This is a genomic window from Janthinobacterium sp. UMAB-60 (assembly GCF_900095235.1).
GTDB lineage: Bacteria > Pseudomonadota > Gammaproteobacteria > Burkholderiales > Burkholderiaceae_D > Janthinobacterium.
In genome coordinates this window covers 118813-141530 of the sequence record NZ_LT607484.1, presented here as the reverse complement: position 1 = coordinate 141530, position 22718 = coordinate 118813, and the positions used below count along the sequence as shown (strand labels likewise).

Below are 22718 nucleotides of genomic sequence, written 5' to 3'. Positions count from 1 at the left end.
AGAGGAGCACACCATGGCAATCGATGTATATCTGCAGATAGACGGCATCAAGGGCGAGTCCACCGATGACAAGCACAAGGACTGGATCGAGTGCAAATCGGTCAGCTGGAGCGTCGAGCAGCCGAAGTCCGCCACCGCCTCGACGGGCGGCGGCCACACGGCCGAACGCTGCGAGCACAAGGACATCGTCATCTCCAAGCTGGCCGACCTGGCCTCGCCGGTGCTGCTGCAGACCTGCTCGGCCGGCAAGACCATTCCCAAGGCGCGCTTCGAATTCATGCGCGCCGACGGCCAGGGCGAGCGCGTCAAGTACTTTGAAATCGAAATCGAGAATGTGCTGATCGGCGCCGTCACGCCGAACGTGGAAGAGGGCGACATCCTCGGTGAACACGTCGGCTTCAAGTTCTCGAAAGTGAAGTGGAAATACACGCAGCAAAAAGTGACGGGCGGCGCGGGCGGCAATACCTCGGGCGGCTGGGACCTGGCCGCGAACCGCGTGGCTTGATCCATCGCGCGCGGCGCGCGGCGGCCATCTCCGCCTGCGCGCCGCGCCGACTTCGCAGGAGAGCGCATGGACAGTTATGTACCTGGCCTGTTCGACCGCCTGATGGGCGACGGCGGTGCGGCGGGCGGCGTGGCGGCGCGCCTGTCGCTGGAACAATTGAAGGATGCGGTGGCGCGCGACCTGGAAGAGCTGCTCAACACGCGCGTGGCCTTGCCGCCCGGCGCGCTGGATGCCTATCCGGAATGCGCGGCGTCCATCGTCAACTATGGCTTGATCGATTTCGCCGGCATGTGTTTGTCCAGCAGCGACGACCGCGCCCGCATCTGCGCCGCGCTGAAGGCGGCCATCGAACGCCACGAACCGCGCCTGCGCAATGTGCGCGCCCGCCTGGAGCGGGAAGCGGGCAGCATCAACCGCGTCGGCTTCGTCATCAGCGGCACCCTGGCCGTGCAGGCCGGGGGCGAGACGGTCAATTTCGACGCCGTGCTGCAGCCGTCGTCGCTGCGCTATTCGATCAACCGCAAGGGAGCCGCCGCATGAGCAATCATTTGAAAACCCTGATCGCCAAACTGAATGACACGTCGCGCACGGCCGCCACTCGCGCCGCCGGCATCTGCGTGGGACTGGGTCAGTATGAAGTCGATATCGAACACCTGTTCCTGGCCCTGCTGGAACAGGAGCGCAGTGATTTCGTCACCATTGCGCGGCGCAGCGAAATCAGCCTGACGGCGCTGGAGGCGGACTTGCGCCGCGAGATCGGCGGCTTCCGCACGGGCAGCGCGCGCACGCCCGTGTTTTCGCCCCATTTGCCGCTGCTGTTCGAGCACGCCTGGCTGGTCGCCTCGCTCGATACGGCGCAGCCGGGACCCATCCGCAGTCGCCATCTGTTATTGGCGCTGCTGACGGAGCCGGAACTGTCGCAACTCGCGTACCGCGGCTCGAAGCTGTTCGCCCGCTTCAGCGTGGAGCAATTGAAGCACCATCCGGACAAGCTGACGGCCGGCTCGGTAGAGGAAAGCGCGGCCGTGCCGCAGTTTTCCGAGACACCCGACGATCCGCTTGCGACTTTGGCCAGCAAGACCCCGGCGCTGGACCAGTTCACCACCGACCTGACGCAGCTGGCGCGCGACGGCAAGCTCGATCCAGTGATCGGTCGCGAGGGTGAGATACGCCAGGCCGTCGACATCCTGCTGCGCCGGCGCCAGAACAATCCGATACTCACCGGCGAGGCGGGCGTGGGCAAGACGGCCGTGGTGGAAGGCCTGGCCTTGCGCATCGCGGCGGGCGACGTGCCCGAGGTGCTGCAGGGGGCGCGCATCCACGCGCTCGACATGGGCTTGCTGCAGGCCGGCGCCAGCGTGAAGGGCGAATTCGAAAGCCGTTTGAAGAACGTTATCGACGAGGTGGCGAAAAGTCCGTACCCCGTCATCCTCTTCATCGACGAGGCGCACACCATGATCGGCGCCGGTGGCCAGGCGGGGCAGAACGACGCGGCCAATCTGCTGAAACCGGCGCTGGCGCGCGGCGCCCTGCGCACGATCGCCGCCACCACCTGGAGCGAGTACAAAAAATACTTTGAAAAGGATGCGGCGCTGGCGCGGCGCTTCCAGGTGGTGAAGGTGGAGGAGCCAAGCGAGGACATCGCCTGCGCCATGCTGCGCGCCATGGCGCCGCTGATGGAGCGCCATTTCGGCATCCGCGTGCGCGACGCCGCCATCGTCGAGGCGGTGCGCCTGTCGCACCGCTACATCAGCGGGCGCCAGCTGCCCGACAAGGCCATCAGCGTGCTCGATACGGCCTGCGCCAAGGTGGCGCTGGGCCAGCGCGCCACGCCGGCGCAGCTGGAAAACGCAAACCGGCGGCAGGAACGCATCGGCGCGGAAATCGCCGCCCTGACGCGCGAAGCGGCTGATGGCGAAGCGCCCGACAAAACCGCTGCCGCACGCCTGGCGCAGCTGCGGCGCGAGCATGACGAAGGGCAGGCGGCAATCGCGGCCCTGGCGCAGCGCTGGGAGCGCGAAAAAACGCTGGTGGCGCAGATTGGCGACTTGCGCGCGCAACTGCGCGGCGAGCGGCCGGGCGAGATCGGCGCGGCGCGCCTGCTGGCGCTGAAGGAAGAACTGGCGGCGTTGCAGGGAGAGGCGCCGCTGTCGCCGCTGGAAGTCGACGCCCAGGTGGTGGCCGGCGTCGTCGCCGGCTGGACCGGCATCCCGCTGGGGAAAATGCTCAAGGACGAGATCCGCACGGTGCTGACCCTGGACGGCGCGCTGCGCGAACGGGTGCTGGGACAGGACCACGTCATCGCGGCGGTGGCGCAGCGCGTGCGCACGGCGCGCGCCAGCCTGGACGACCCGAACAAGCCGCAAGCCGTGTTCCTGTTCACGGGGCCGTCCGGCACGGGCAAGACGGAAACGGCGCTGGCGCTGGCCGACCTGCTGTATGGCGGCGAGCGCAAGCTCATTACCATCAACATGAGCGAATACCAGGAAGCGCACAGCGTGGCCGGCCTGAAAGGCTCGCCGCCCGGCTATGTCGGCTATGGCGAGGGCGGCGTGCTGACGGAAGCCGTGCGGCGCCAGCCTTACAGCGTGGTGCTGCTCGACGAGGCGGAAAAAGCGCACCCTGATGTGCTGGAACTGTTTTTCCAGGTCTTCGACAAGGGCGTGCTCGATGATGCGGAAGGGCGCGAAGTCGATTTTCGCAACACCATCATCATCGCCACCTCGAACCTGGGGTCCGGCGCCATGATGGCCGCCTGCCTGAACCGGGCGGCGCAAGACTTGCCCACGCCGGCCGCGCTGGAAGAACTGGTGCGCCCGCAACTGGTGGCGCACTTCAAGCCGGCCTTGCTGGGGCGCCTGAAGGTGCTGCCGTTCTATCCCCTGAGCGACGCGGTGCTGGCCGAGATCATCGCCCTGAAACTGGCGCATATCGGCGCGCGCATCGCGCGCAACCATCAGGCGCAGTTCAGCCATGACGCGGGCCTGGTCGACGCCGTTCTGGCGCGCTGCACCGAGGTCGATTCGGGCGCGCGCAATGTCGATCAAATTCTCAATGGCAGCCTGCTGCCGGCGATTGCCGAAGCGGTACTGGCGCGCATGGCCGAAGGCGAGCCGATCGCCTCGATACGCGTCAGCGCCGGCAAGCAGGGGCAGTTCAAGTACACGATCCGATAATCCACCTTCCGGAGAGCGCCATGTTCAACCTGGAGCAGTTGCTGCATCCCGTCAGCGCCGTCAGTCCCTGTGGCGAAGACATCACCTTCAGCCAGGAGCTCGACGCCATCGCGCGCGCGCGCCAGCACGATGATCCGAGCCTGGACCAGGGCGAATGGGTGACGGCGTTGAAGGAAGCCGACTGGCCTTTCGTGGCGACGCGCTGCGAACAGCTGATCGCAGCGCGCAGCAAGGATTTGCGCGTGGCCGTCTGGCTGGCCGAGGCGCATGCGAAGACGCGCCACTTCCGTGGCCTGGGCGATGGCTACGCGCTGTTGGCCGGCCTGTGCGAGCGCTATTGGGAAGACCTGTACCCGCCGGCGGAAGAGGGCGACCAGGAACAGCGCATCGGCAATGTCTTCTGGCTGCTCTCGCGCACGCCGCAACTGCTGCGCCAGATCCCGCTGACCGAGGGCGCCGATGGCCTGTTTTCACTGCAGGATTTCGATGCGGCGCGCCAGCGCGCGGCCGCCAGCCTGGCGCAGGGCGCAGTGGATCAGGGCTGGGGTGATACGCGCCACGACGACGGTGCGACCCTGGCGCAGATGGAGGCGGCGCGGCAAAGGAATACGCGCGCCTTTTCCGACGGCTTGCTGGCCGATGCACAGTACTGCATGCAGTCGCTGCTGGCGTTTGAGCGCAGCGTCGATGCGCGTTTCGGCGCCGATGGCCCGAGTTTTCGCGCCGCGCGCGAAGCGCTGGAAAACGTCATTCATTTCATCGCGCCGCTGTCGCCCGGCGCGGACTTCGCTGACGCGTCGCCCGCCGCCGGCCAGGGCGCCGGCAGCAGCGGGGGCGTCATCGTGCAGCGCCAGCAGGCGCTGGCCCAACTGCGCCAGGTAGCCGATTTTTTCCGCCGCACGGAGCCGCACAGCCCCGTTGCCTACCTGGCCGACAAGGCCGCCAGCTGGGGCGAGCTGCCGCTGCACCTGTGGCTGCGCGCCGTCGTGAAGGACTCGGGCACCCTGGCGCAGCTCGACGAGATGCTGGGCACGAACAGCGCGAACGGTTGATTGTTTGTCGCGCTTCCATGCTAATCTTTGGGCATGCTCAGAATGCCCATGTTGCCTGCCGCGCTATGCCTGTTCATCGCTGCCAGCGCGCAGGCCGGGACGGCGACGCCGCTGGTGATCTATGGCGACGACGATTATCCGCCGTACTCCTACGTCGAGAAAGGCCAGCTGAAAGGCATCTACACGGAGATCGTGCGCGAAGCCGTGCAATCGATGCCGCAGTATGCGGTGCAACTGCGCCCCGTGCCCTGGAAACGGGGGCTGCTGATGCTGCAGACGGGCGAGGCTTTCGCCCTGTACCCGCCGTATTCGTGGCGCAGCGAGCGGCCGTATGTGCGCTATTCCGTGCCGCTGCTGATGGAGCAGTTGGTGGTGTTGTGCAGCCAGGACGTGCTGGCGAAGCGCGCGCTGCGGCAGTGGCCCGCCGATTATGGCGGCCTGCACATCGGCGTGAACGCGGGTTTCCTGCTTGGGGATGCGGCACTGACGGCGTCCTTGCATGCCGAAAGAATCGTGCTCGACCCGGCCAAGGGCACGCGCGCGAATCTGCTCAAGCTGATGCGCGGGCGCATCGATTGCTATGTCAGCGACCGCCTGTCGGCGCAGTGGGAATTGCAGCGCATCCGGCGCGCGAGTCCGCCGGGCGCGCCGATGCAGGCAATCGAGGAAACGGCGCAGCTGGCCGGCCAGCACGGTCACCTGGGCTTTACGGTGCGCCGGCCGGACTCCTACCCCTATCGCGACGACTTTATCGAGCAATTCAATGCCGCCATCGTGCGCATGCAAGCCAGTGGCGCGATCCGCCGCATCGTTGACCACGCATTGCTACCGTGACGTTGCTACCCTGATTCCACCAATGGAGAAGACCATGAAAAAACTGTTGTTCCTGTGTGTGCTCGTGCTGGCCGGCTGCGTGGGCCGTCCCGATAACATTGTCCCTGTCAGCAACTTCGACACCAGCCGCTATCTGGGGAAGTGGTATGAGATCGCGCGCCTCGACCACTCGTTCGAACGGGGCCTGAGCCATGTGACGGCCGACTACAGCCTGCGCCAGGATGGCGGCCTGAAAGTGCTCAACCGCGGCTACAAGGATGCGGACGCGAAGTGGAAGGAAGCGGAAGGCAAGGCGTATTTCGTCGACAAGAAAGACGTGGGCTACCTGAAAGTGTCGTTTTTCGGGCCCTTCTATGGTTCCTACATCGTGTTTGATTTGGACCAGCAAGATTACAGCTACTCCATGATCAGCGGCCCCGACAAGTCATACTTGTGGTTGCTGTCGCGCTCGCCGACCATGGATCCTGCCTTGCAGCAGCGCCTGGTCGAGAAAGCCCGAGGGCTGGGTTTCGACACGTCAAAATTGATCTATGTGAAGCAAAATTGACCATGCTTGCCTGCCGCCCGTGCGTGGCGGCATAGCGCCTTGAAATTGTTGCTTTTCTGCATGTTATTTCTTGCAATACCATCCTGATTCACTCACAATCTGCTCCAAAGTGGTGCGCTGCGGCGCGCCGCCATTCTGGCGACCTGGGTAGCGTTGCGTCGCCGCTCGTGATTGCCGCACGGCAGATGCCTGCTATATTGGTACGTAGCAGCAAGTCGGTTTCGTGGCATCTGTGCATTGTTTTTTTCAGATAGGAATCACGCAATGAAAAACCTCAAAATCGGCGTACGTCTCGGTGGTGCTTTTGCCGCCGTCTTGCTCCTGTTGACGAGCCTGACCGTGGTGGGCATCGTGCAGATGCAAAGCGCCAGCAAGGAAACCGATGCGCTGGTCAACGTCAAGGTGCGCAATGAGCGCCTGATCGGTGAATGGACCAAGGTCATCGAGGTGAATGCGGCGCGTACGGCGGCCGCCTGGAAAGTGGGCGATCCTGAACACCAGAAGCAGTTTGAACAGGAAATGGCGGTTTCGTCGGCGCGCGCCACGGAAATCCAGAACGCTATCGGCAAGAGCGAACTGAGCACGGACGAGCAGGCGCTGTACCAGGAAGTGCTGAGCACGCGCAAAGCCTATACGGACGTGCGCAAGGATGTGTTCAAGGCCAAGAATGCGGGCGACCTGGAACTGGGCAAGCGCCTGTATGAAGGCGACATGGCCGTCAAGCGCGACATCTACCTGGCGTCGCTGAACAAGCTGGCCGTGCTGGAAGCCAGATTGCTCGATGAAGCGGCCACGCACATTCGCTCGCGCTATGAAAACGGCCGTTTGCTGCAAATCTCGCTGGGCGCGGTCGCCATCTTGCTGGGTATCGCCTGCGCCTACTGGATCACGCGCTCGATCACGCGTCCCATCACGCGCGCCGTCGAGGTGGCGCAAGCCGTTTCCGCCGGCGACCTGACCAGCCATATCGTGGTGGACAGCCGCGATGAAACGGGGCAGCTGATGCATGCGCTGAAAAACATGAACGATAAACTGGTCAGTATCGTCGGCCAGGTGCGCGTCGGCACCGAATCGATCAGCACGGCCTCGAGCGAAATTGCCGCCGGCAACCTGGACTTGTCATCGCGCACGGAAGAGCAGGCCAGTTCGCTGGAAGAGACGGCGTCTTCGATGGAAGATCTGACCTCGACCGTGAAACGCAATGCCGACAATGCGCGCAGCGCGAATCAACTGGCCATCGACGCCTCGCAGATCGCCAGCAAGGGCGGCGTGGTGGTGTCGGAAGTGGTCAGCACCATGGGCTCGATCAACGATTCCTCGCGCAAGATCGTCGACATCATCAGCGTCATTGACGCCATCGCCTTCCAGACGAATATCCTGGCCCTGAATGCGGCCGTGGAAGCGGCCCGGGCCGGCGAGCAGGGCCGCGGTTTTGCCGTGGTGGCCTCCGAGGTGCGCAACCTGGCGCAGCGCTCCAGCGCGGCGGCCAAGGAAATCAAGGGCTTGATCGACGATTCCGTGCAAAAGGTCGAGGCCGGTTCGCAACTGGTGGACAAGGCCGGCCGCACCATGGACGAAATCGTGCAAAGCATCAGCCACGTGACGCAGATCATGAACCAGATCACCGATGCCAGCGATGAGCAGCGCGCAGGCATCGAACAAGTCAACCAGGCCATTGGCCAGATGGACCAGGTGACGCAGCAAAACGCGGCCCTGGTGGAAGAAGCGGCTGCGGCGGCCGAATCCATGCAGGAACAGGCGGCCAGGCTGGCCGAGGTGGTGGGCGTGTTCAAGCTCGATGCCACACAGCACTATGTTTCCACCAGTGCGGCCCCGTCTGTGAAAGCGTCTGCGCCGGTCAAAACTGGCATGCAAGCTGCCATGCGGCCCGCCGTGCGGCGTGCGCCGGCACCAGCCATGACTGCACCCGCGCCGGGCAAGGCGGCGCCAGCGGAAGCTGTGCGCGCACGCGCGCCGAAGGCGCCGGTGGCGTCCGGCACCGACGAATGGGAAGAGTTTTAAGCGCAGATTCCCCGTGGCATGGCGCGGGCGCTACAATCGCGGCTTGAAGACAGCCGCGCACGCGCTCCGCCATGACCACCCGCCGTACCTCCAGCTCTATTTCCAGCGCTATCTCCAGCCCTGACGCCGCATCGTCCTCCCTGGCTGAACCCGCCAAACGCGCACGCTGCCCAGCCTGCCTGCGCGCCACATCCAGCTGCATCTGTCGCTGGATCGCCCCCGTTGCCCACGCGGTGGAAGTGCTGATCCTGCAGCATCCGCTGGAAGTCCACAATGCCAAGGGCAGTGCCCGCTTGCTGCACCTGAGCCTGCCCAACAGCCGCATGCTGACGGGCGAGCAGTTTGCCCCGGACACGCTCGCCGCAGTGCTGGCCGACAAGCACAACGTGCTGCTGTACCCGGATACGCCCGGCGACCGTTCGCTGGGCATCGCGCCGCCGCCCGCGCTCGACCCCGCCATCTTGCTCGATTCGGCCCGATTGTTGAGCCAATTGCGGTTGGTGGTGCTGGACGCCACCTGGCGCAAGAGCCGCAAGATGCTGTACCTGAATCCCCAGTTGCAACAGCTGCCGCGCCTGCCCCTGCGCGACACGCCCGCTTCCCATTATTTGATCCGCAAGGCGCATGCGCCAGACCAGTTATCGACCTTGGAAGCGAGCTGCTATGCCCTGATGCAGTTGGAGCAGGACGCGTCCCGCTTCGTTCCCCTGATCACGGCATTTGACGGCTTTGTCGCCCAGCAGTTGAGTTATGTCATGCCGCATGGCGAAAAAGCGTGAAACGACAGCACGCCAGCCCTTGATCTTGGCCGCACAGCGGCATAGTATACTGTACGTATATACAGTTGATGGGGCCGTTCATGAAAGCAATCATTCCAGAGCACGATGACAGCTTCGCCGGGCAAGCCATGTTGCCGCCGCAATCGCTGAAAGCCCACAAGGGGCGCGGTGCCGTGTCAAACCTGCAAGGGCGCTACGAGACGCATGCGCGTGCCGGTTTCGACGATGGCTGGAGCGTGGGCGGCCTGGATGCGGCTGGGGAGGCGGCGGCGTCGGGCTGGAAGACGCAGGTCAGCGACGAGCAGGCGCGCACCATCCTCACGCGCAATGCTTCGCCCGATTTGCCGTTCAATGTGTCGCTGAACCCGTACCGGGGCTGCGAACACGGCTGCATATATTGCTTTGCCCGCCCCACGCACAGTTATCTGGGCCTGTCGCCGGGCCTGGATTTCGAAAGCCGCATCTACGCCAAGGTGAACGCCCCCGAACTGTTGCGGCGCGAACTGGCCAAGCCGTCGTATGTGCCCGAACCGATCGCCCTGGGCGTCAATACCGATGCGTATCAGCCGTGCGAACGCGAACGGCAGCTGACGCGGCGCGTGCTGGAGGTGCTGCACGAGTGCGACCACCCTGTGGCGCTGATCACGAAATCGTCGCTGATCGAGCGCGACATCGACATCCTGGCGCCCATGGCGGCCAAACGCCTGGCGGCCGTGGCCGTCACTGTCACCACGCTCGACCCGGCCATCGCGCGCACGCTGGAGCCGCGCGCGGCGGCCCCGGCGCGGCGGCTGCGCACCATCCGTACCCTGACGGAGGCGGGCATCCCCGTGGGCGTGAGCATCGCGCCCATCATTCCTTTCGTGACGGAACCGGAAATCGAACAGCTGCTCGAAGCCGTGCGCGACGCGGGCGCGATCCACGCCCATTACGTGGTGCTGCGCCTGCCGTGGGAAGTGAGTCCATTGTTCCAGCAATGGCTGGAAGCGCACTTCCCGGAGCGGGCCCAGCGCGTGATGAACCGCGTGCGCGAAATGCGCGGCGGCAAGGATTACGACAGCGCGTTTGGCGCGCGCATGCGGGGCGAGGGCGTGTGGGCCGATCTCATCCGCCAGCGCTTTGAAAAGGCGGTGTACCGGCTGGGGCTGCACGGCAAGGGCGGTCGCTTCAAGCAGCTCGATTGCACGCAGTTCTGCCGGCCACTGGTGGTGCCGCCGTTGGGAAACAAGGTAAAAGGGGGCAATGCGGGGCAGCTGGATTTGTTTTAAGTTAAGCCGGCGTCAGCGCTGTTGCCGCAGAGGTGCGCTGCGGCGCTGTCTTGGGTCTGTGTCTGGAACTGCGCCAGATGTTGCTCGATGGCAAAGACATGCGGATCGCTCTTGCCCAGCTCGCGCAGGGCGCTGGCCAGGTGCAGCAGGTATTCGCTGTTCGGGCCGCTGGGGCCGTTTGATCGGGCGATCTGGCGCGCGATGTCCAGTTCCGGGGCGGCGCCGAGGAAGGCGGCGTTTTCCTCGTTGGCGATGTACACCAGACCTTCGACCTTGCCGCCGTCGTCGAAAGTGATGTCGGTGGCCAGGCGCAGATAGCCGTTTTTTTCGCGGTGGTCGAGGTGGGCGAAGACTTCGGGTGTGATCAGATACGCCATGCCGTCGCACACGGCGCCCGCCTGCGGCACGATGGTGGCGACCCGGCCCGGCGCCATCGGCGTGCCCCGGTGATCGTGCGAGCCTTGCCAGAAGCGCCGCGTCCAGCCTTCGATGCTGGCGGGGCGCCGTTCGATATAAGGAAAGTCCGCCTTGTAGATCAGCGAGCCGTAGCCGAACAGCCAGACCTGCTCATGGCCGTCGAATTTGTTCATGCGCTGGTTGATGGCGATGGTGGCGGCGTCGATGGGTGACAGGGCGTGCTGGTCAGGCTGGGTCATGGCGTTGGCGTTAGCGGCTAGGGGCGGTACCCTATTATAAAGCGGCGCCAGCGGGGCCGCCGGCCGGCAGTGCGTCGCGGGCGGCGGGGCCGCCCGCTCCCACGTTCCACTCGTGCGTCTCGACAAAGCGGAACAGGAAGGCCATGAAGCTTTCGGCGGCCGGCGACAGCGAACGGCCCGTTTTCGTGTAGACGAAAAAGCGCCGCGTCAGTTCCGGCTCGTGCAGGGCGCGCATGTGCAATTTGTATAGTTTGACCATCGGTTCCGCGTACGGCAGGCAAACCGTGATGCCCAGGTTGGCGCTGACCATGGCCAGCGCCGTCGTCATGAAGGTCACTTCGTTATACGGATTGAGCGACAGCTCGCGAAACGCGCCATGCATGTCGCGCAGCAGGCGTTCCGTGAACTGGCCCTGCAGCGAAATGAATGGGTAGTCGCCCACGTCGGCCCAGGTGACGCGTTCTTTCTGCTGCAGCGGGTGCTGCTCGGGGAAGACCAGCACGAAGGGCATTTCGAACAGCACTTGCGCGCCGATTTCCGCCGTCGGATCGCGCTCTGGGCCGATGCCGAAATCGACTTCGCCGCTGAAGACGCGCGCCGACACGTTTTCCACGGGGCAATCGACCAGGCGCAGCTGCACGTCCGGGTGCGCCTGGCGGTAGGCGGCGATCACTTCCGGCAGCAAGGTGCAGGCCATCATCTGCGGCGCGGCGATGCGCACCAGGCCCGTCTTCAGGGCCTTGCGCTGGGCGATGCCGGCCATGGCGCCGTCGAGGTCCTCGATCATCTTTTCAAACAGCGGATACAGTTCGCGGCCGATTTCCGACAGCTGCGTCTTGCGCGTGCTGCGTTCGACCACGCGCACGCCCAGCACGCTTTCGAGTTCCTTGATCAAGCCGCTCAAGGCGGACTGCGTCACGTGCAGGTATTCGGCGGCCAGGGTGAAACTGCCGGTCTTGGCCAGCGCCACGAAGGCGCGCATCTGTCGCAGGCTGGGACTCATAAGATAATCCGATAAATCAATGGTTAAAAATTGTTTGTATGATAGCTGTAACTCGATTCTAATGGTGAAAAGCTGAAAAACAGGCCAGCCATCGCGCCCCGGGCGCCATCCATTGGAGACAAACACCATGAAGATCAAGCAAATCCACCACGTCGCCTACCGCTGCATCGACGCGAAGAAAACCGTCGAGTGGTACGTCAAGCATTTGAACATGAATTTCGTCCTCGCCATCGCCGAAGACCTGGTGCCGTCGACCAAGGCGCCGGACCCGTACATGCACGTCTTCCTCGACGCGGGCCAGGGCAATGTGCTGGCCTTTTTTGAACTGCCGACGCAGCCGCCGATGGACCGCGACCGCAATACCCCGGCCTGGGTGCAGCACCTGGCGCTGGAAGTGGGCAGCATGGAGGAATTGCTGGCCGCCAAGGAGCGCCTGGTGGCCGCCGGCATCGAGGTGCTGGGCCCCGTGAATCACGCCATCTTCCAGTCGATCTATTTCTTCGACCCCAACGGTCACCGCCTGGAACTGGCGGCCAACGTAGGCACGCCCGAGATGATGGCCAAACTGGACGCCGTCAAATGGGAAATGCTGGAAGAATGGTCGCAGACACGCCGCGCGCCGAAGCACGCCGCCTGGATGCACGCGCCGGCCGAAGCCTGAACACCCCGGATCGACACTCCCTGATAAATACATCGAACAAGGAACACCATGAAACTCGCAACCCTGAAAAACGGCAGCCGCGACGGCGCCCTGATCCTCGTCAGCCGCGATCTGCGCCAGTACCAGCGCGTGGCCGCCATCGCCCCCACCCTGCAGGCGGCGCTCGACAACTGGGACGCCGTGGCGCCCAAGCTGGAACAAGCATACGCCGCCCTGAACGCGGGCCAGGCGCCGGACGCGCAGCCGTTTGACGCCAATCAATGCCACTCGCCGCTGCCGCGCGCCTACCAGTGGGCCGACGGTTCCGCCTATATCAACCATGTGGAACTGGTGCGCAAGGCGCGCAATGCGGAAGTGCCGGCCTCGTTCTACACGGACCCGCTGATGTACCAGGGCGGCTCCGACAGTTTCATCGGGCCGCGCGACCCCATCTTCGCCCTGTCGGAAGAGTGGGGCATCGACCTGGAAGCGGAAGTGGCTGTCGTCACGGGCGACGTCGCCATGGGCGCCAGTGTGGACGATGCGGCGCAAGCGATTCGCCTGGTGATGCTGGTCAACGATGTCTCGCTGCGCAACCTGATTCCGGGCGAACTGGCCAAGGGTTTCGGTTTCTTCCAGTCGAAGGCGGCCAGCGCGTTTTCGCCCGTCGCCGTCACGCCCGATGAACTGGGTGCCGACTGGGCGGACAGCAAGCTGCACCTGCCGCTGCTGGTGGACCTGAACGACAAACCGTTCGGCAAACCGAATGCGGGCGAAGACATGACCTTCAATTTTGCGCAACTCGTCGCCCATGCGGCGAAGACGCGCGAACTGGGTGCCGGCAGCATCATCGGTTCGGGCACCGTGTCGAACAAGCAGGGCAACCTGTTCGGCTCCAGCATCGGCAACGGCGGCGTGGGTTACTGCTGCCTGGCCGAGGTGCGCATGTATGAAACCATCGAACACGGCGCGCCGAAGACGGCGTACCTGAAGTTCGGCGACACGGTGCGCATCGAGATGCGCGACGCGGCGGGCGCCAGCATCTTCGGCAGCATCGAGCAGACGGTCGCGCTGTACGCCGGCCGCGCCTGAGGGGAGGGCGCCCGATGAAGCTGTACACCTATTTCCGCAGTTCGGCCGCCTACCGCGTGCGCATTGCCCTCAATTTGAAGGGCATCGCCTACGACAGCATCCCCGTGCATCTGCTGCAGGATGGCGGCCAGCAGTTGCTGCCGGCCTACCGTACCGTCAATCCCTCGGCGCTGGTGCCGGCGCTCGATGACGACGGTGCCATCCTGACGCAGTCGCTGGCGATGCTCGAATACCTGGACGAGACGCGGCCAGCCGTGCCGCTGCTGCCGGCCGACGCGCTGGGGCGCGCCAAGGTGCGCGCGCTGGCGCTGGCGATCGCCTGCGACGCCCATCCGCTGACGAATCTGCGCGTGCTGAAATACCTGAAAAACACGCTGGGGCTGTCGGACGAAGCCAAGCAGGAGTGGTACCGCCACTGGATGGCCGAGGGACTGGCGGCCGTGGAAGCGCTGTTGGCGCAGGGCGACCCGGCCGGAGCTGGTCTGTTCTGCCATGGCGACAGCCCGACGATGGCCGATTGCTGCCTGGTGCCGCAAGTGTTCAATGCGCAGCGTTTCGCCATCGACCTGGCGCCGTACCCGCGCGTGGCGCGCATCCATGCGCATTGCGCCGGCTTGCCGGCCTTTGCCGCTGCCCATCCATCGCAGCAGCCTGACGCCGAATAGATTTTATAAGGCGCAAAGCAGAAAGCCCCGTCTGGCAACAGACGGGGTTTTTTTATGCGTGATTGATTTGGGGCGGTCAATGCCAGCTTGCCGGTAGGCTACAATTTGCGTTTGTCCAAATACTTCACGCGCCATGACCGTAACCACCGTTCCTGCCAGCATCACCGATGCGCTGTCCCTGGCGCATGCTTCCTGGCATCCCATCCTGCTGCGCGGCTTGCAGGCCGTGATGGCGGCCGATCCCGCCTACCTGCCGGCGCTGGCCGCCGACGATTACCTGCCCACGCAGGGCAGGCTGTTCGCCGCTTTTGCCCTGCCGCTGGCGCAGGTGCGTTACGTGCTGGTGGGCGAGGGGCCGTATCCGCGCGCCGACAGCGCCACGGGAGTGTGCTTCATGGATGGCGCCGTCGGCAGTTTATGGTCGGCCACGGGCCTGTCGAAACCCGTCAACCGCGCCACGTCCCTGCGCAACTTCATGAAGATGCTGCTGGTGGCCGATGGCCAGCTGCAGGGTGGCGACACGTCCGGCGCGGCCATGGCCCCCGTGGCGGCCGCCGCGCAGCTGCCCGGCAGCGGCGTGATCCAGACCTTGCCCGACTTGCAGCGCAAGATGACGGAGCAGGGTTTCTTGCTGCTCAACGCGGCGCTGGTGTTCCGTTCCCACGTGCCGCCCGTGCAGGATGCGCGCGGCTGGCTGCCCTTCCTGCAGGTGGTGCTGGAAGCGCTGGCGCGGCAGGGCGGGGCGGCCTTGCCGCAACTGGTGTTGTGGGGCAAGATTGCCGAGCTCATCAAACGCCTGCCGGTAGCGGCAATGCTGCCGCAGGTGACGGCGGAACATCCGTATAATCTGTCCTTTATCGGCAACAGCGACATGCAGGCCTTGTTTGGCCCGATGCAACTGTTGCGTGCTTGAGATTGAATTGGCGCCTGTCTGGCGGAAATGCGGGGAATATGCAAATCAGTAATGTGGAAGAATTGAAGGCGTGGATAGCGGCGGGCGGCGAGCCCGACTATCTGTATTTCTGGGGCCACACGCCGGCGCAGCCGCAGGTGCCCGACAAAAGTTGCTTCAGCCAATGGTTTCCATCGCCGTTCAGCTTGGCCGGCGTGACGTATGCGACGGCCGAGCACTACATGATGGCGCAAAAGGCGGCCCTGTTTGGCGACACGGCCGTGCAGGCGCGCATCGTGGCGGCCGGGCGGCCGTCGGAAGTGAAGAAGCTGGGGCGCGAAGTGGCCAATTTTGACGCCAAAGTGTGGGAGGCGGCGCGCGCCGGCATCGTCTTCGATGGCAACTTTGCCAAGTTCTCGCAAAAGGCCGCGCTGCGCAAGTTTCTGCTGGGCACGGGCGAACGCGTCATCGTCGAAGCCAGTCCCGTCGACCGCATCTGGGGCGTGGGCCTGGCCTCGGACAATCCGCGCATCCTGGACCCCGCCACCTGGGACGGCTTGAACCTGCTGGGGTTTGAACTGATGAAAGTACGTGCCGCCTTACGGGGCTGAGAACGCCTGCGATTTCCTGACTGTTGTTTTCCTGAATCCGCCGCGCCTGGCGCGGCCGGCTATGCCCCTGCCAGCCCTGTGGTCATCGAGGGGCGCTCTGACAAACCCCGCCGAATTTGTTATACTTGACTAAATCATTCAACTACTCGGGGTTTGAGAAGTTGAAAAGCCGCAATATTTTAAACTAGTTGTTGAACAGTTGAGCCGAGGATGTATGCGTCTGACTACAAAAGGTCGTTTTGCCGTGACTGCAATGATCGATCTTGCCCTGCGCCAGGGCAAGGGGCCGGTCACCTTGTCCGGCATCAGCCAGCGCCAGTCGATTTCCCTGTCCTACCTGGAACAGCTGTTCGGCAAGCTGCGCCGGCATGAGATCGTCGAATCGATCCGTGGTCCGGGCGGCGGCTACAGCCTGGCGCGCCGTGCCGACAAGGTGACGGTGGCCGACATCATCATCGCCGTCGACGAGCCGCTGGACGCCACGCAGTGCGGCGGCAAGGAGCATTGCCACGGCGCCGACGCGGCCACGGGTGCGCGCTGCATGACGCATGAATTGTGGTCCACACTCAACGAAAAAATGGTCGATTATCTGGATTCTGTGTCCTTGCAGGACCTGGTCGACCAGCAGAGACAAAAGATTGCCGAGCAAAGCGTGATGGTGATGCACCGTAACCACGCCGCCCTCGGTTGATAAATACAAAATACTAAGTTGCTGATTGCATTGGAGTTATTGATGAACGCCCCTGAAAAAAACGTAGGCCAAGTGCACTTTGAAACCGCACCGCATTTTCCGATCTACATGGATTACTCGGCCACCACGCCGATCGATCCACGCGTCGCCGACAAGATGATTCCTTACCTGCGCGAGCAGTTCGGCAATCCGGCATCGCGCAGCCACATGTATGGCTGGACGGCGGAAAAAGCCGTGGAAGAGGCACGCGGCTACGTGGCGGCCCTGGTGAACGCCGACCCGCGCGAAATCATCTGGACGTCCGGCGCGACGGAAAGCAACAACCTGGCCATCAAGGGCGCGGCACAGTTCTACAAGACCAAGGGCAAGCACATCATCACCGTCAAGACCGAGCACAAATCGGTACTCGACACGGTGCGCGAACTGGAACGCATCGGCTTCGAAGCGACGTATCTGGAACCGCAGGACAACGGCCTGATCACCGTCGAGCAGCTGGCCGCGGCCGTGCGCCCGGATACCATCCTCGTGTCGGTGATGCTGGTGAATAACGAAATCGGCGTGATCCAGCCGATCGACGACATCGGCGTGTTCTGCCGCTCGAAAGGCATCATCTTCCATTGCGACGCCGCGCAAGCGACGGGCAAGGTCGTCATCGACCTGCAAAAGACCAAGGTCGACCTGATGACCTTCACGGCGCACAAAACCTACGGCCCGAAAGGCGTGGGCGCGCTGTACGTGTGCCGCAAGCCGCGCGTGCGCCTGGAAGCGCAAATGCACGGTGGCGGCCATGAGCGCGGCTTGCGCTCGGGCACCCTGCCGACGCACCAGATCGTCGGCATGGGCGAAAGCTTCCGCATCGCCAAGGAAGAAATGGACAGCGAAATCGGCCGCATCAAGGCCTTGCGCGACCGTTTGGCCAAGGGCCTGCAAGAGATCGAAGAAGTCTACATCAACGGCGACATGGAGCACCGCGTGCCGCACAACCTGAACGTCAGCTTCAACTACGTCGAAGGCGAGTCGCTGATCATGGCGATCAAGGATATCGCCGTGTCGTCCGGTTCGGCATGCACCTCGGCCAGCCTGGAGCCATCGTACGTGCTGCGCGCCCTGGGTCGCAGCGACGAACTGGCGCACAGCTCGATCCGCTTCACCATCGGTCGCTTCTCGACCGAGGAAGACATCGACTTCGCCGTGAACCTGCTGAAATCGAAAGTACACAAATTGCGTGAGCTGTCGCCCCTGTGGGACATGTTCAAGGAAGGGATCGACATCAATTCGATCCAATGGGCGGCACACTAACCATCACGAAGGCTCCGCTCACGGGGCCGGCAAAAATATTAAAGGAGCATCAAAATGGCTTACTCGGACAAAGTACTCGATCACTACGAAAACCCGCGCAACGTGGGCGCTTTCGACAAGGGTGATGACACCATCGGCACCGGCATGGTGGGCGCGCCCGCCTGCGGCGACGTGATGAAACTGCAGATCAAGGTCGGTGCCGATGGCCTGATCGAAGATGCGAAATTCAAGACCTACGGCTGCGGTTCGGCCATCGCGTCGAGCTCGCTGGTGACCGAATGGGTTAAAGGTAAAACCCTGGACCAGGCGCTGGCCATCAAGAACACGCAGATCGCCGAAGAACTGGCCCTGCCGCCAGTGAAGATCCACTGCTCCATCCTGGCGGAAGACGCCATCAAGGCGGCAGTGCTGGATTACCAGACCCGCCATCCAGTAGCAGCTTAAACGTTGGCAGCCCGCCCCAGCCGCAAGGCCGGGGCAGTTGCGGAGAAATACATGATCACACTGACCGAAAAAGCGGCGAAACACATCAACCGTTATATCGAACGGCGCGGCAAGGGCATGGGCTTGCGCTTTGGCGTGCGCACCACGGGCTGCTCGGGCCTGGCTTACAAGCTCGAATATGTCGATGAAGTGGCGGCCGAAGACAGCGTTTTTGAGTCGCACGGCGTGAAAGTCTTCGTCGACCCGAAAAGCCTGCCTTACATCGACGGCACGGAACTCGATTTCGCGCGCGAAGGCTTGAACGAAGGCTTCAAGTTCCACAATCCGAACGAAAAAGACGCCTGCGGCTGCGGCGAGTCCTTCAGGATTTAAACAGCTGGCAAGACCCCGGTCGGTGCGCTGTACCCATCGATTGCGGTACAGCGACCACCGACCATTATGCAAAATCACTTCGAATTATTCCAGTTGCCGGCGCAGTTCGGGCTCGACATGAGCGCGCTCGACTCTGCCTACCGCGACGTGCAGGGCAAGGTCCACCCGGACCGCTTCATCAACGCCAGCAGCGCTGAAAAGCGCGTGGCGATGCAATGGGCCACGCGCGCCAATGAAGCCTATCAAACCCTGAAAAGCCCGCAAAAGCGCGCGCAATACCTGTGCGAACTCAATGGCGTCGATTTGCAGACGGAGTCGAACACGGCCATGCCCGTCAGCTTCCTGATGCAGCAGATGGAGTGGCGCGAGGAACTCGGCGATGCGCGCGCCGGCAAGGATGCCGACGCGCTCGACGCCCTGGACCGCCAGTTGCGCGGTGAACGCAAGGCCTTGCTGGCCCAGGTGGCGGCCCAGCTCGACGCGGGCGACTATGTGAATGCCGCGCAAAGCGTGCGCGCCCTGATGTTCCTCGACAAATTCGGCGAAGAAGTCCGTTTTGCATACGAGGCCATGGAAGCCTGACTGACCAAGCGCCAGTCCGGCGCGCGTCTTATAATGCGCGACAGGCATCAGCAGCACCACGCACAAAATTAATCGAGGCACGAATACAATGGCACTTCTGCAAATTTCCGAACCAGGCATGTCGACCGCGCCGCACCAGCACCGCCTGGCCGTCGGCATCGATCTGGGCACCACCAATTCACTGGTCGCCACCGTGCGCAACAGCATTCCCGAGGTGCTCAACGACGAAGACGGGCGCTCCCTGCTGCCCTCCGTCGTGCGCTACCTGCCGAACGGCCATGCGAACATCGGCTACAAGGCCCTGTCCGCGCAAACCACCGACCCGAAGAACACCATCGTGTCCGTGAAGCGCTTCATGGGCCGCGGCCTGGCCGACATCGCCTACGCGGAAAACCTGCCCTACGACTTCCAGGATACGCCTGGCATGGTGCAGCTGAAAACCGTGGCCGGCGTGAAAAGCCCGGTCGAAGTGTCGGCGCAAATCCTCGCCACGCTGCGCCAGCGTGCGGAAGACTCGCTCGGCGACGACCTGGTGGGCGCCGTGATCACCGTGCCCGCCTACTTTGACGACGCGCAGCGCCAGGCGACGAAAGATGCGGCGCAACTGGCCGGCATCAATGTCTTGCGCCTCTTGAGCGAGCCGACGGCCGCCGCCATCGCATATGGCCTCGACAACGCATCCGAAGGCGTGTACGCCGTGTATGACCTCGGCGGCGGCACTTTCGACATATCGATTCTGAAACTGAGCAAGGGCGTCTTTGAAGTGCTGTCCACGGGCGGCGACTCGGCCCTGGGCGGCGACGATTTCGACCGCCGCCTGTTCTGCTGGATCAGCGAGCACGCCAAGCTGGCGCCGCTGTCCGACGAAGACACGGCCATCCTGCTGGTGAAAGCGCGTGAGATCAAGGAAACGCTGTCGACCAAGTCGGAAACGATGATCGACGCGGCCCTGAACTCGGGCGAAGAAATCCACCTGCGCATCACGGCGACGGAATTTGCCGCCATGACGCAGCACCTGGTGGGCAAGACCATGAACGCCATCAAAAAAGCCTTGCGCGACGCGAACGTGGATGCGGACGACGTCGACGGCGTGGTGATGGTGGGCGGCGCCACGCGCATGCCGCACGTGCAGCGCGCCGTCAGCGAATTCTTCCACACGACGCCGCACGCGAATATCGACCCGGACAAAGTGGTGGCGCTGGGCGCCGCCATCCAGGCGAACTTGCTGGCTGGCAACCGCGCCGCCGGCGACGACTGGCTGCTGCTGGACGTGATTCCGCTGTCGCTCGGTGTCGAAACCATGGGCGGCCTGGTGGAAAAGATCATTCCCCGCAATTCGACGATTCCGTGCGCGCGCGCGCAGGAATTCACGACCTTCAAGGATGGCCAGACGGCGCTGGCCGTGCACGTGCTGCAGGGCGAGCGCGAACTGGTCAGCGACTGCCGCTCGCTGGCGCGTTTTGAATTGCGCGGCATTCCGCCGATGGTGGCGGGCGCCGCGCGCATCCGCATCACGTATCAGGTCGATGCGGATGGCTTGCTGTCCGTCTCGGCGCGCGAATTGCGCTCGGGCGTGGAAGCGTCGATCAGCGTCAAGCCGGCGTATGGCCTGGGCGACGACGACATCGCGCGCATGCTGCAGGAGTCGTACACGTCGGCCGACACCGACATGGTGGCGCGCGCGCTGCGCGAAGAGCAGGTGGAAGCGGAACGCATCCTGCTGGCCACGCAGTCGGCGCTGGACGAAGACGGCGGCTTGCTCGACGACGCCGAGCGCGTGGCTGTCGATGGCTTGATGAACAAGGTGCGCGACGCCATTGCGCAATCGCAAAGCGGCGCCATCGACCACCAGGCATTGAAGCTGGCGATCGAAGCGCTGGCCGAGGGCACCGAGGATTTTGCCTCGCGCCGCATGGACCGCAGCGTGCGCACTGCTCTGAAGGGCAAGTCCCTGGACCAGGTCGTATAAAACCAATTGAACAGCGCGCCGCCGATACTGCGGCCGCGCTCCGAATGACAGACTGAAAGAAGAAACCATGCCACAAATCGTTATCCTGCCGCACGCCAAGCTTTGCCCGGACGGCGCCGTCATCGAAGCCCCGGCCGGCAAGTCCATCTGCGACATCCTGCTGGAAAACGACATCGACATCGAGCACGCCTGCGAAAAATCGTGCGCCTGCACCACCTGCCACGTGCTGGTGCGCGAAGGCATCGAATCGCTGAACGAAGCGACGGAACTGGAAGAGGACATGCTGGACAAGGCCTGGGGCCTGGAAGCCGTGTCGCGCCTGTCGTGCCAGTCCATCGTGGCCGACGCCGACCTCGTCGTCGAAATCCCGAAATACACGATCAACCAGGTCAGCGAAGGCAGCCACTAACATGAAATGGTCCGATATTCACGCGATCGCCGAGGCGCTGTACGACGCGCATCCGGACATCGACCCGCTGACCGTGCGTTTCACCGACCTGCATAACTGGGTGGTGGAACTGGACGGCTTCGACGATGACCACACGCGCGGCGGCGAAAAAGTGCTCGAAGCGATACAGATGGCGTGGATCGATGAAGCGCGCTAAGGGCGCGGCAGCCGCCGCCACCGCAGCCGTTGTGCCGAAAGACGTCATCACGGCCGCCAGCAACATGCCCGAGATCAAGGATGGCCAGTCGGTCGCCTTGCTGCAGGAATTGCACATCCTGACGCGCGACGGCAAGATGAACCAGGACAGCCGCCGCAAGCTCAAGCAGGTGTACCACCTGACGCAGTTCATCGAGCCGCTGTTGCGCGAAGTGCAGCTCGACCATCCCGGCGTGTCCTTGGTTGACCACGGCGCCGGCAAGTCCTATCTGGGTTTCATCCTGTACGACCTGTTCTTCAAGAATGGCAACGACGGTTCGCACATCTACGGCATCGAGACGCGCGAAGAGCTGGTGCAGCGCTCGCAAGAGCTGGCGAAGAAATTCAAGTTCCCCGGCATGTCCTTCCTGCCCCTGTCCGTGGCCGAATCGACGGAATCGAACTTGCTGCCGCAGCAGATCGACATCGTCACGGCCTTGCATGCGTGCAACACGGCTACCGATGACGCGATCCACTTCGCGCTGAAGAAGAAGGCGAAATTCATGGTGCTGGTGCCGTGCTGCCAGGCCGAAGTCGCTTCCGTCTTGAAGAAGAACAAGGGTCAGAGCCTGGGCAAGAGTGCCTTGACGGAATTGTGGCGCCACCCGCTGCACACGCGCGAGTTCGGCAGCCAGATCACCAACGTGCTGCGCTGTTTGCAGCTGGAAGCGCATGGCTACCAGGTCAGCGTGACGGAACTGGTGGGTTGGGAGCATTCGATGAAGAATGAACTGATCATCGCCAGTTATAAAAACCTGCCGCGCCAGCGTCCGACGGAGCGCCTGCAGGAAGTGCTGCAGACGCTGGGCCTGGAAGAGATGGGCCACCGCTTCTTTGCCGAGGAATTGGCGAAGGCGCAGGCCTGATTGTTGGCTTACGCGGCAAGCCGCCAAGCCAACCCGCAAAACCGCACATGGTCGGGTAGGTCGGGTAGGTCGGATTAGCGCAGCGTAATCCGACAATCAGCAGCGTAATC

Annotated in this window: 25 protein-coding genes; 23 read left to right on the top strand and 2 right to left on the bottom strand. The window is 63.6% G+C overall.

Features of this window, described 5'->3' with window-relative positions; all coding sequences use genetic code 11:
- Positions 1-13 precede the first annotated feature (13 nt).
- The 9 genes from K0F86_RS06530 to K0F86_RS06490 all read left to right on the top strand — a co-directional run bounded on the left by K0F86_RS06530 (position 14) and on the right by K0F86_RS06490 (position 10183).
- The gene (locus K0F86_RS06530) at positions 14-505 is read left to right on the top strand and encodes a type VI secretion system tube protein Hcp (protein WP_034750126.1); all 492 of its coding nucleotides are present in this window, start codon (positions 14-16) and stop codon (positions 503-505) included.
- Between the two features lie 66 nt (positions 506-571).
- On the top strand, positions 572-1045 hold the full coding sequence (gene tssE / locus K0F86_RS06525) for a type VI secretion system baseplate subunit TssE (protein WP_219133658.1): 474 nt from the start codon (positions 572-574) through the stop codon (positions 1043-1045).
- Positions 1042-3681, top strand: a complete 2640-nt coding sequence (tssH, locus tag K0F86_RS06520; protein ID WP_219133656.1) for a type VI secretion system ATPase TssH — start codon at positions 1042-1044, stop codon at positions 3679-3681. The genes tssE and tssH overlap by 4 nt, the downstream gene beginning before the upstream one ends.
- A gap of 20 nt (positions 3682-3701) precedes the next feature.
- A complete protein-coding gene (tssA, locus tag K0F86_RS06515; RefSeq protein WP_219133655.1) occupies positions 3702-4733 on the top strand; it encodes a type VI secretion system protein TssA in 1032 nt (343 codons plus the stop codon).
- 48 nt (positions 4734-4781) lie between these two features.
- Complete coding sequence (locus K0F86_RS06510) at positions 4782-5567, top strand: ABC transporter substrate-binding protein (RefSeq protein WP_257572010.1); 786 nt, start codon at positions 4782-4784, stop codon at positions 5565-5567.
- A 34-nt stretch (positions 5568-5601) separates the two neighbouring features.
- Positions 5602-6114, top strand: coding sequence for a lipocalin family protein (locus K0F86_RS06505; protein ID WP_219133653.1), 513 nt, complete (start codon positions 5602-5604; stop codon positions 6112-6114).
- Between the two features lie 264 nt (positions 6115-6378).
- Entirely contained in the window at positions 6379-8136 is a 1758-nt protein-coding gene (locus tag K0F86_RS06500) for a methyl-accepting chemotaxis protein (protein WP_219133652.1), read from the top strand.
- Positions 8137-8207: 71 nt separating this feature from the next.
- A complete protein-coding gene (locus K0F86_RS06495) occupies positions 8208-8915 on the top strand; it encodes a tRNA-uridine aminocarboxypropyltransferase (protein WP_219133651.1) in 708 nt (235 codons plus the stop codon).
- Positions 8916-8995: 80 nt separating this feature from the next.
- Positions 8996-10183 carry a PA0069 family radical SAM protein gene (locus K0F86_RS06490; protein WP_374197267.1) on the top strand — a complete coding sequence of 396 codons (1188 nt, stop codon included), beginning with the start codon at positions 8996-8998 and terminating at the stop codon, positions 10181-10183.
- Here the strand turns inward: K0F86_RS06490 and K0F86_RS06485 are convergent.
- Both K0F86_RS06485 and K0F86_RS06480 read right to left on the bottom strand, forming a co-directional pair.
- A complete protein-coding gene (locus tag K0F86_RS06485; protein WP_219133895.1) occupies positions 10180-10806 on the bottom strand; it encodes a gamma-glutamylcyclotransferase in 627 nt (208 codons plus the stop codon). The two genes, K0F86_RS06490 and K0F86_RS06485, sit on opposite strands and share 4 nt — an antisense overlap.
- 67 nt (positions 10807-10873) lie before the next feature.
- Complete coding sequence (locus K0F86_RS06480; RefSeq protein ID WP_219133650.1) at positions 10874-11842, bottom strand: LysR family transcriptional regulator; 969 nt, start codon at positions 11840-11842, stop codon at positions 10874-10876.
- 127 nt (positions 11843-11969) lie between these two features.
- Between K0F86_RS06480 and K0F86_RS06475 the strand changes: the two genes are divergently transcribed.
- From K0F86_RS06475 to K0F86_RS06410, 14 genes are all read left to right on the top strand, one after another.
- Positions 11970-12503, top strand: a complete 534-nt coding sequence (locus K0F86_RS06475) for a VOC family protein (protein WP_070224143.1) — start codon at positions 11970-11972, stop codon at positions 12501-12503.
- A gap of 48 nt (positions 12504-12551) precedes the next feature.
- Complete coding sequence (locus K0F86_RS06470) at positions 12552-13574, top strand: fumarylacetoacetate hydrolase family protein (protein WP_219133648.1); 1023 nt, start codon at positions 12552-12554, stop codon at positions 13572-13574.
- 14 nt (positions 13575-13588) lie between these two features.
- Positions 13589-14239 (top strand): maleylacetoacetate isomerase, encoded by a 651-nt coding sequence (gene maiA / locus K0F86_RS06465; RefSeq protein WP_219133647.1) that lies wholly within the window; start codon positions 13589-13591, stop codon positions 14237-14239.
- 133 nt (positions 14240-14372) lie between these two features.
- The gene (locus tag K0F86_RS06460; protein ID WP_219133645.1) at positions 14373-15152 is read left to right on the top strand and encodes a uracil-DNA glycosylase; all 780 of its coding nucleotides are present in this window, start codon (positions 14373-14375) and stop codon (positions 15150-15152) included.
- 38 nt (positions 15153-15190) lie between these two features.
- Positions 15191-15742, top strand: coding sequence for an NADAR family protein (locus K0F86_RS06455; protein ID WP_219133644.1), 552 nt, complete (start codon positions 15191-15193; stop codon positions 15740-15742).
- Between the two features lie 214 nt (positions 15743-15956).
- Entirely contained in the window at positions 15957-16433 is a 477-nt protein-coding gene (iscR, locus tag K0F86_RS06450) for a Fe-S cluster assembly transcriptional regulator IscR (protein ID WP_034779566.1), read from the top strand.
- A gap of 42 nt (positions 16434-16475) precedes the next feature.
- A complete protein-coding gene (locus tag K0F86_RS06445) occupies positions 16476-17732 on the top strand; it encodes an IscS subfamily cysteine desulfurase (protein WP_219133642.1) in 1257 nt (418 codons plus the stop codon).
- A 54-nt stretch (positions 17733-17786) separates the two neighbouring features.
- A complete protein-coding gene (gene iscU / locus K0F86_RS06440) occupies positions 17787-18176 on the top strand; it encodes a Fe-S cluster assembly scaffold IscU (RefSeq protein WP_010399775.1) in 390 nt (129 codons plus the stop codon).
- Between the two features lie 51 nt (positions 18177-18227).
- Entirely contained in the window at positions 18228-18548 is a 321-nt protein-coding gene (iscA, locus tag K0F86_RS06435; RefSeq protein ID WP_010399774.1) for an iron-sulfur cluster assembly protein IscA, read from the top strand.
- Between the two features lie 66 nt (positions 18549-18614).
- Complete coding sequence (hscB, locus tag K0F86_RS06430) at positions 18615-19130, top strand: Fe-S protein assembly co-chaperone HscB (RefSeq protein WP_099763006.1); 516 nt, start codon at positions 18615-18617, stop codon at positions 19128-19130.
- 88 nt (positions 19131-19218) lie between these two features.
- Entirely contained in the window at positions 19219-21099 is a 1881-nt protein-coding gene (hscA, locus tag K0F86_RS06425) for a Fe-S protein assembly chaperone HscA (protein WP_219133641.1), read from the top strand.
- A 67-nt stretch (positions 21100-21166) separates the two neighbouring features.
- A complete protein-coding gene (gene fdx, locus K0F86_RS06420; protein WP_035820570.1) occupies positions 21167-21508 on the top strand; it encodes an ISC system 2Fe-2S type ferredoxin in 342 nt (113 codons plus the stop codon).
- Between the two features lies 1 nt (position 21509).
- Entirely contained in the window at positions 21510-21704 is a 195-nt protein-coding gene (iscX, locus tag K0F86_RS06415) for a Fe-S cluster assembly protein IscX (protein WP_071076333.1), read from the top strand.
- Complete coding sequence (locus tag K0F86_RS06410) at positions 21691-22608, top strand: SAM-dependent methyltransferase (RefSeq protein WP_219133639.1); 918 nt, start codon at positions 21691-21693, stop codon at positions 22606-22608. Before iscX ends, K0F86_RS06410 begins: the two co-directional genes overlap by 14 nt.
- Positions 22609-22718: the final 110 nt, after the last annotated feature.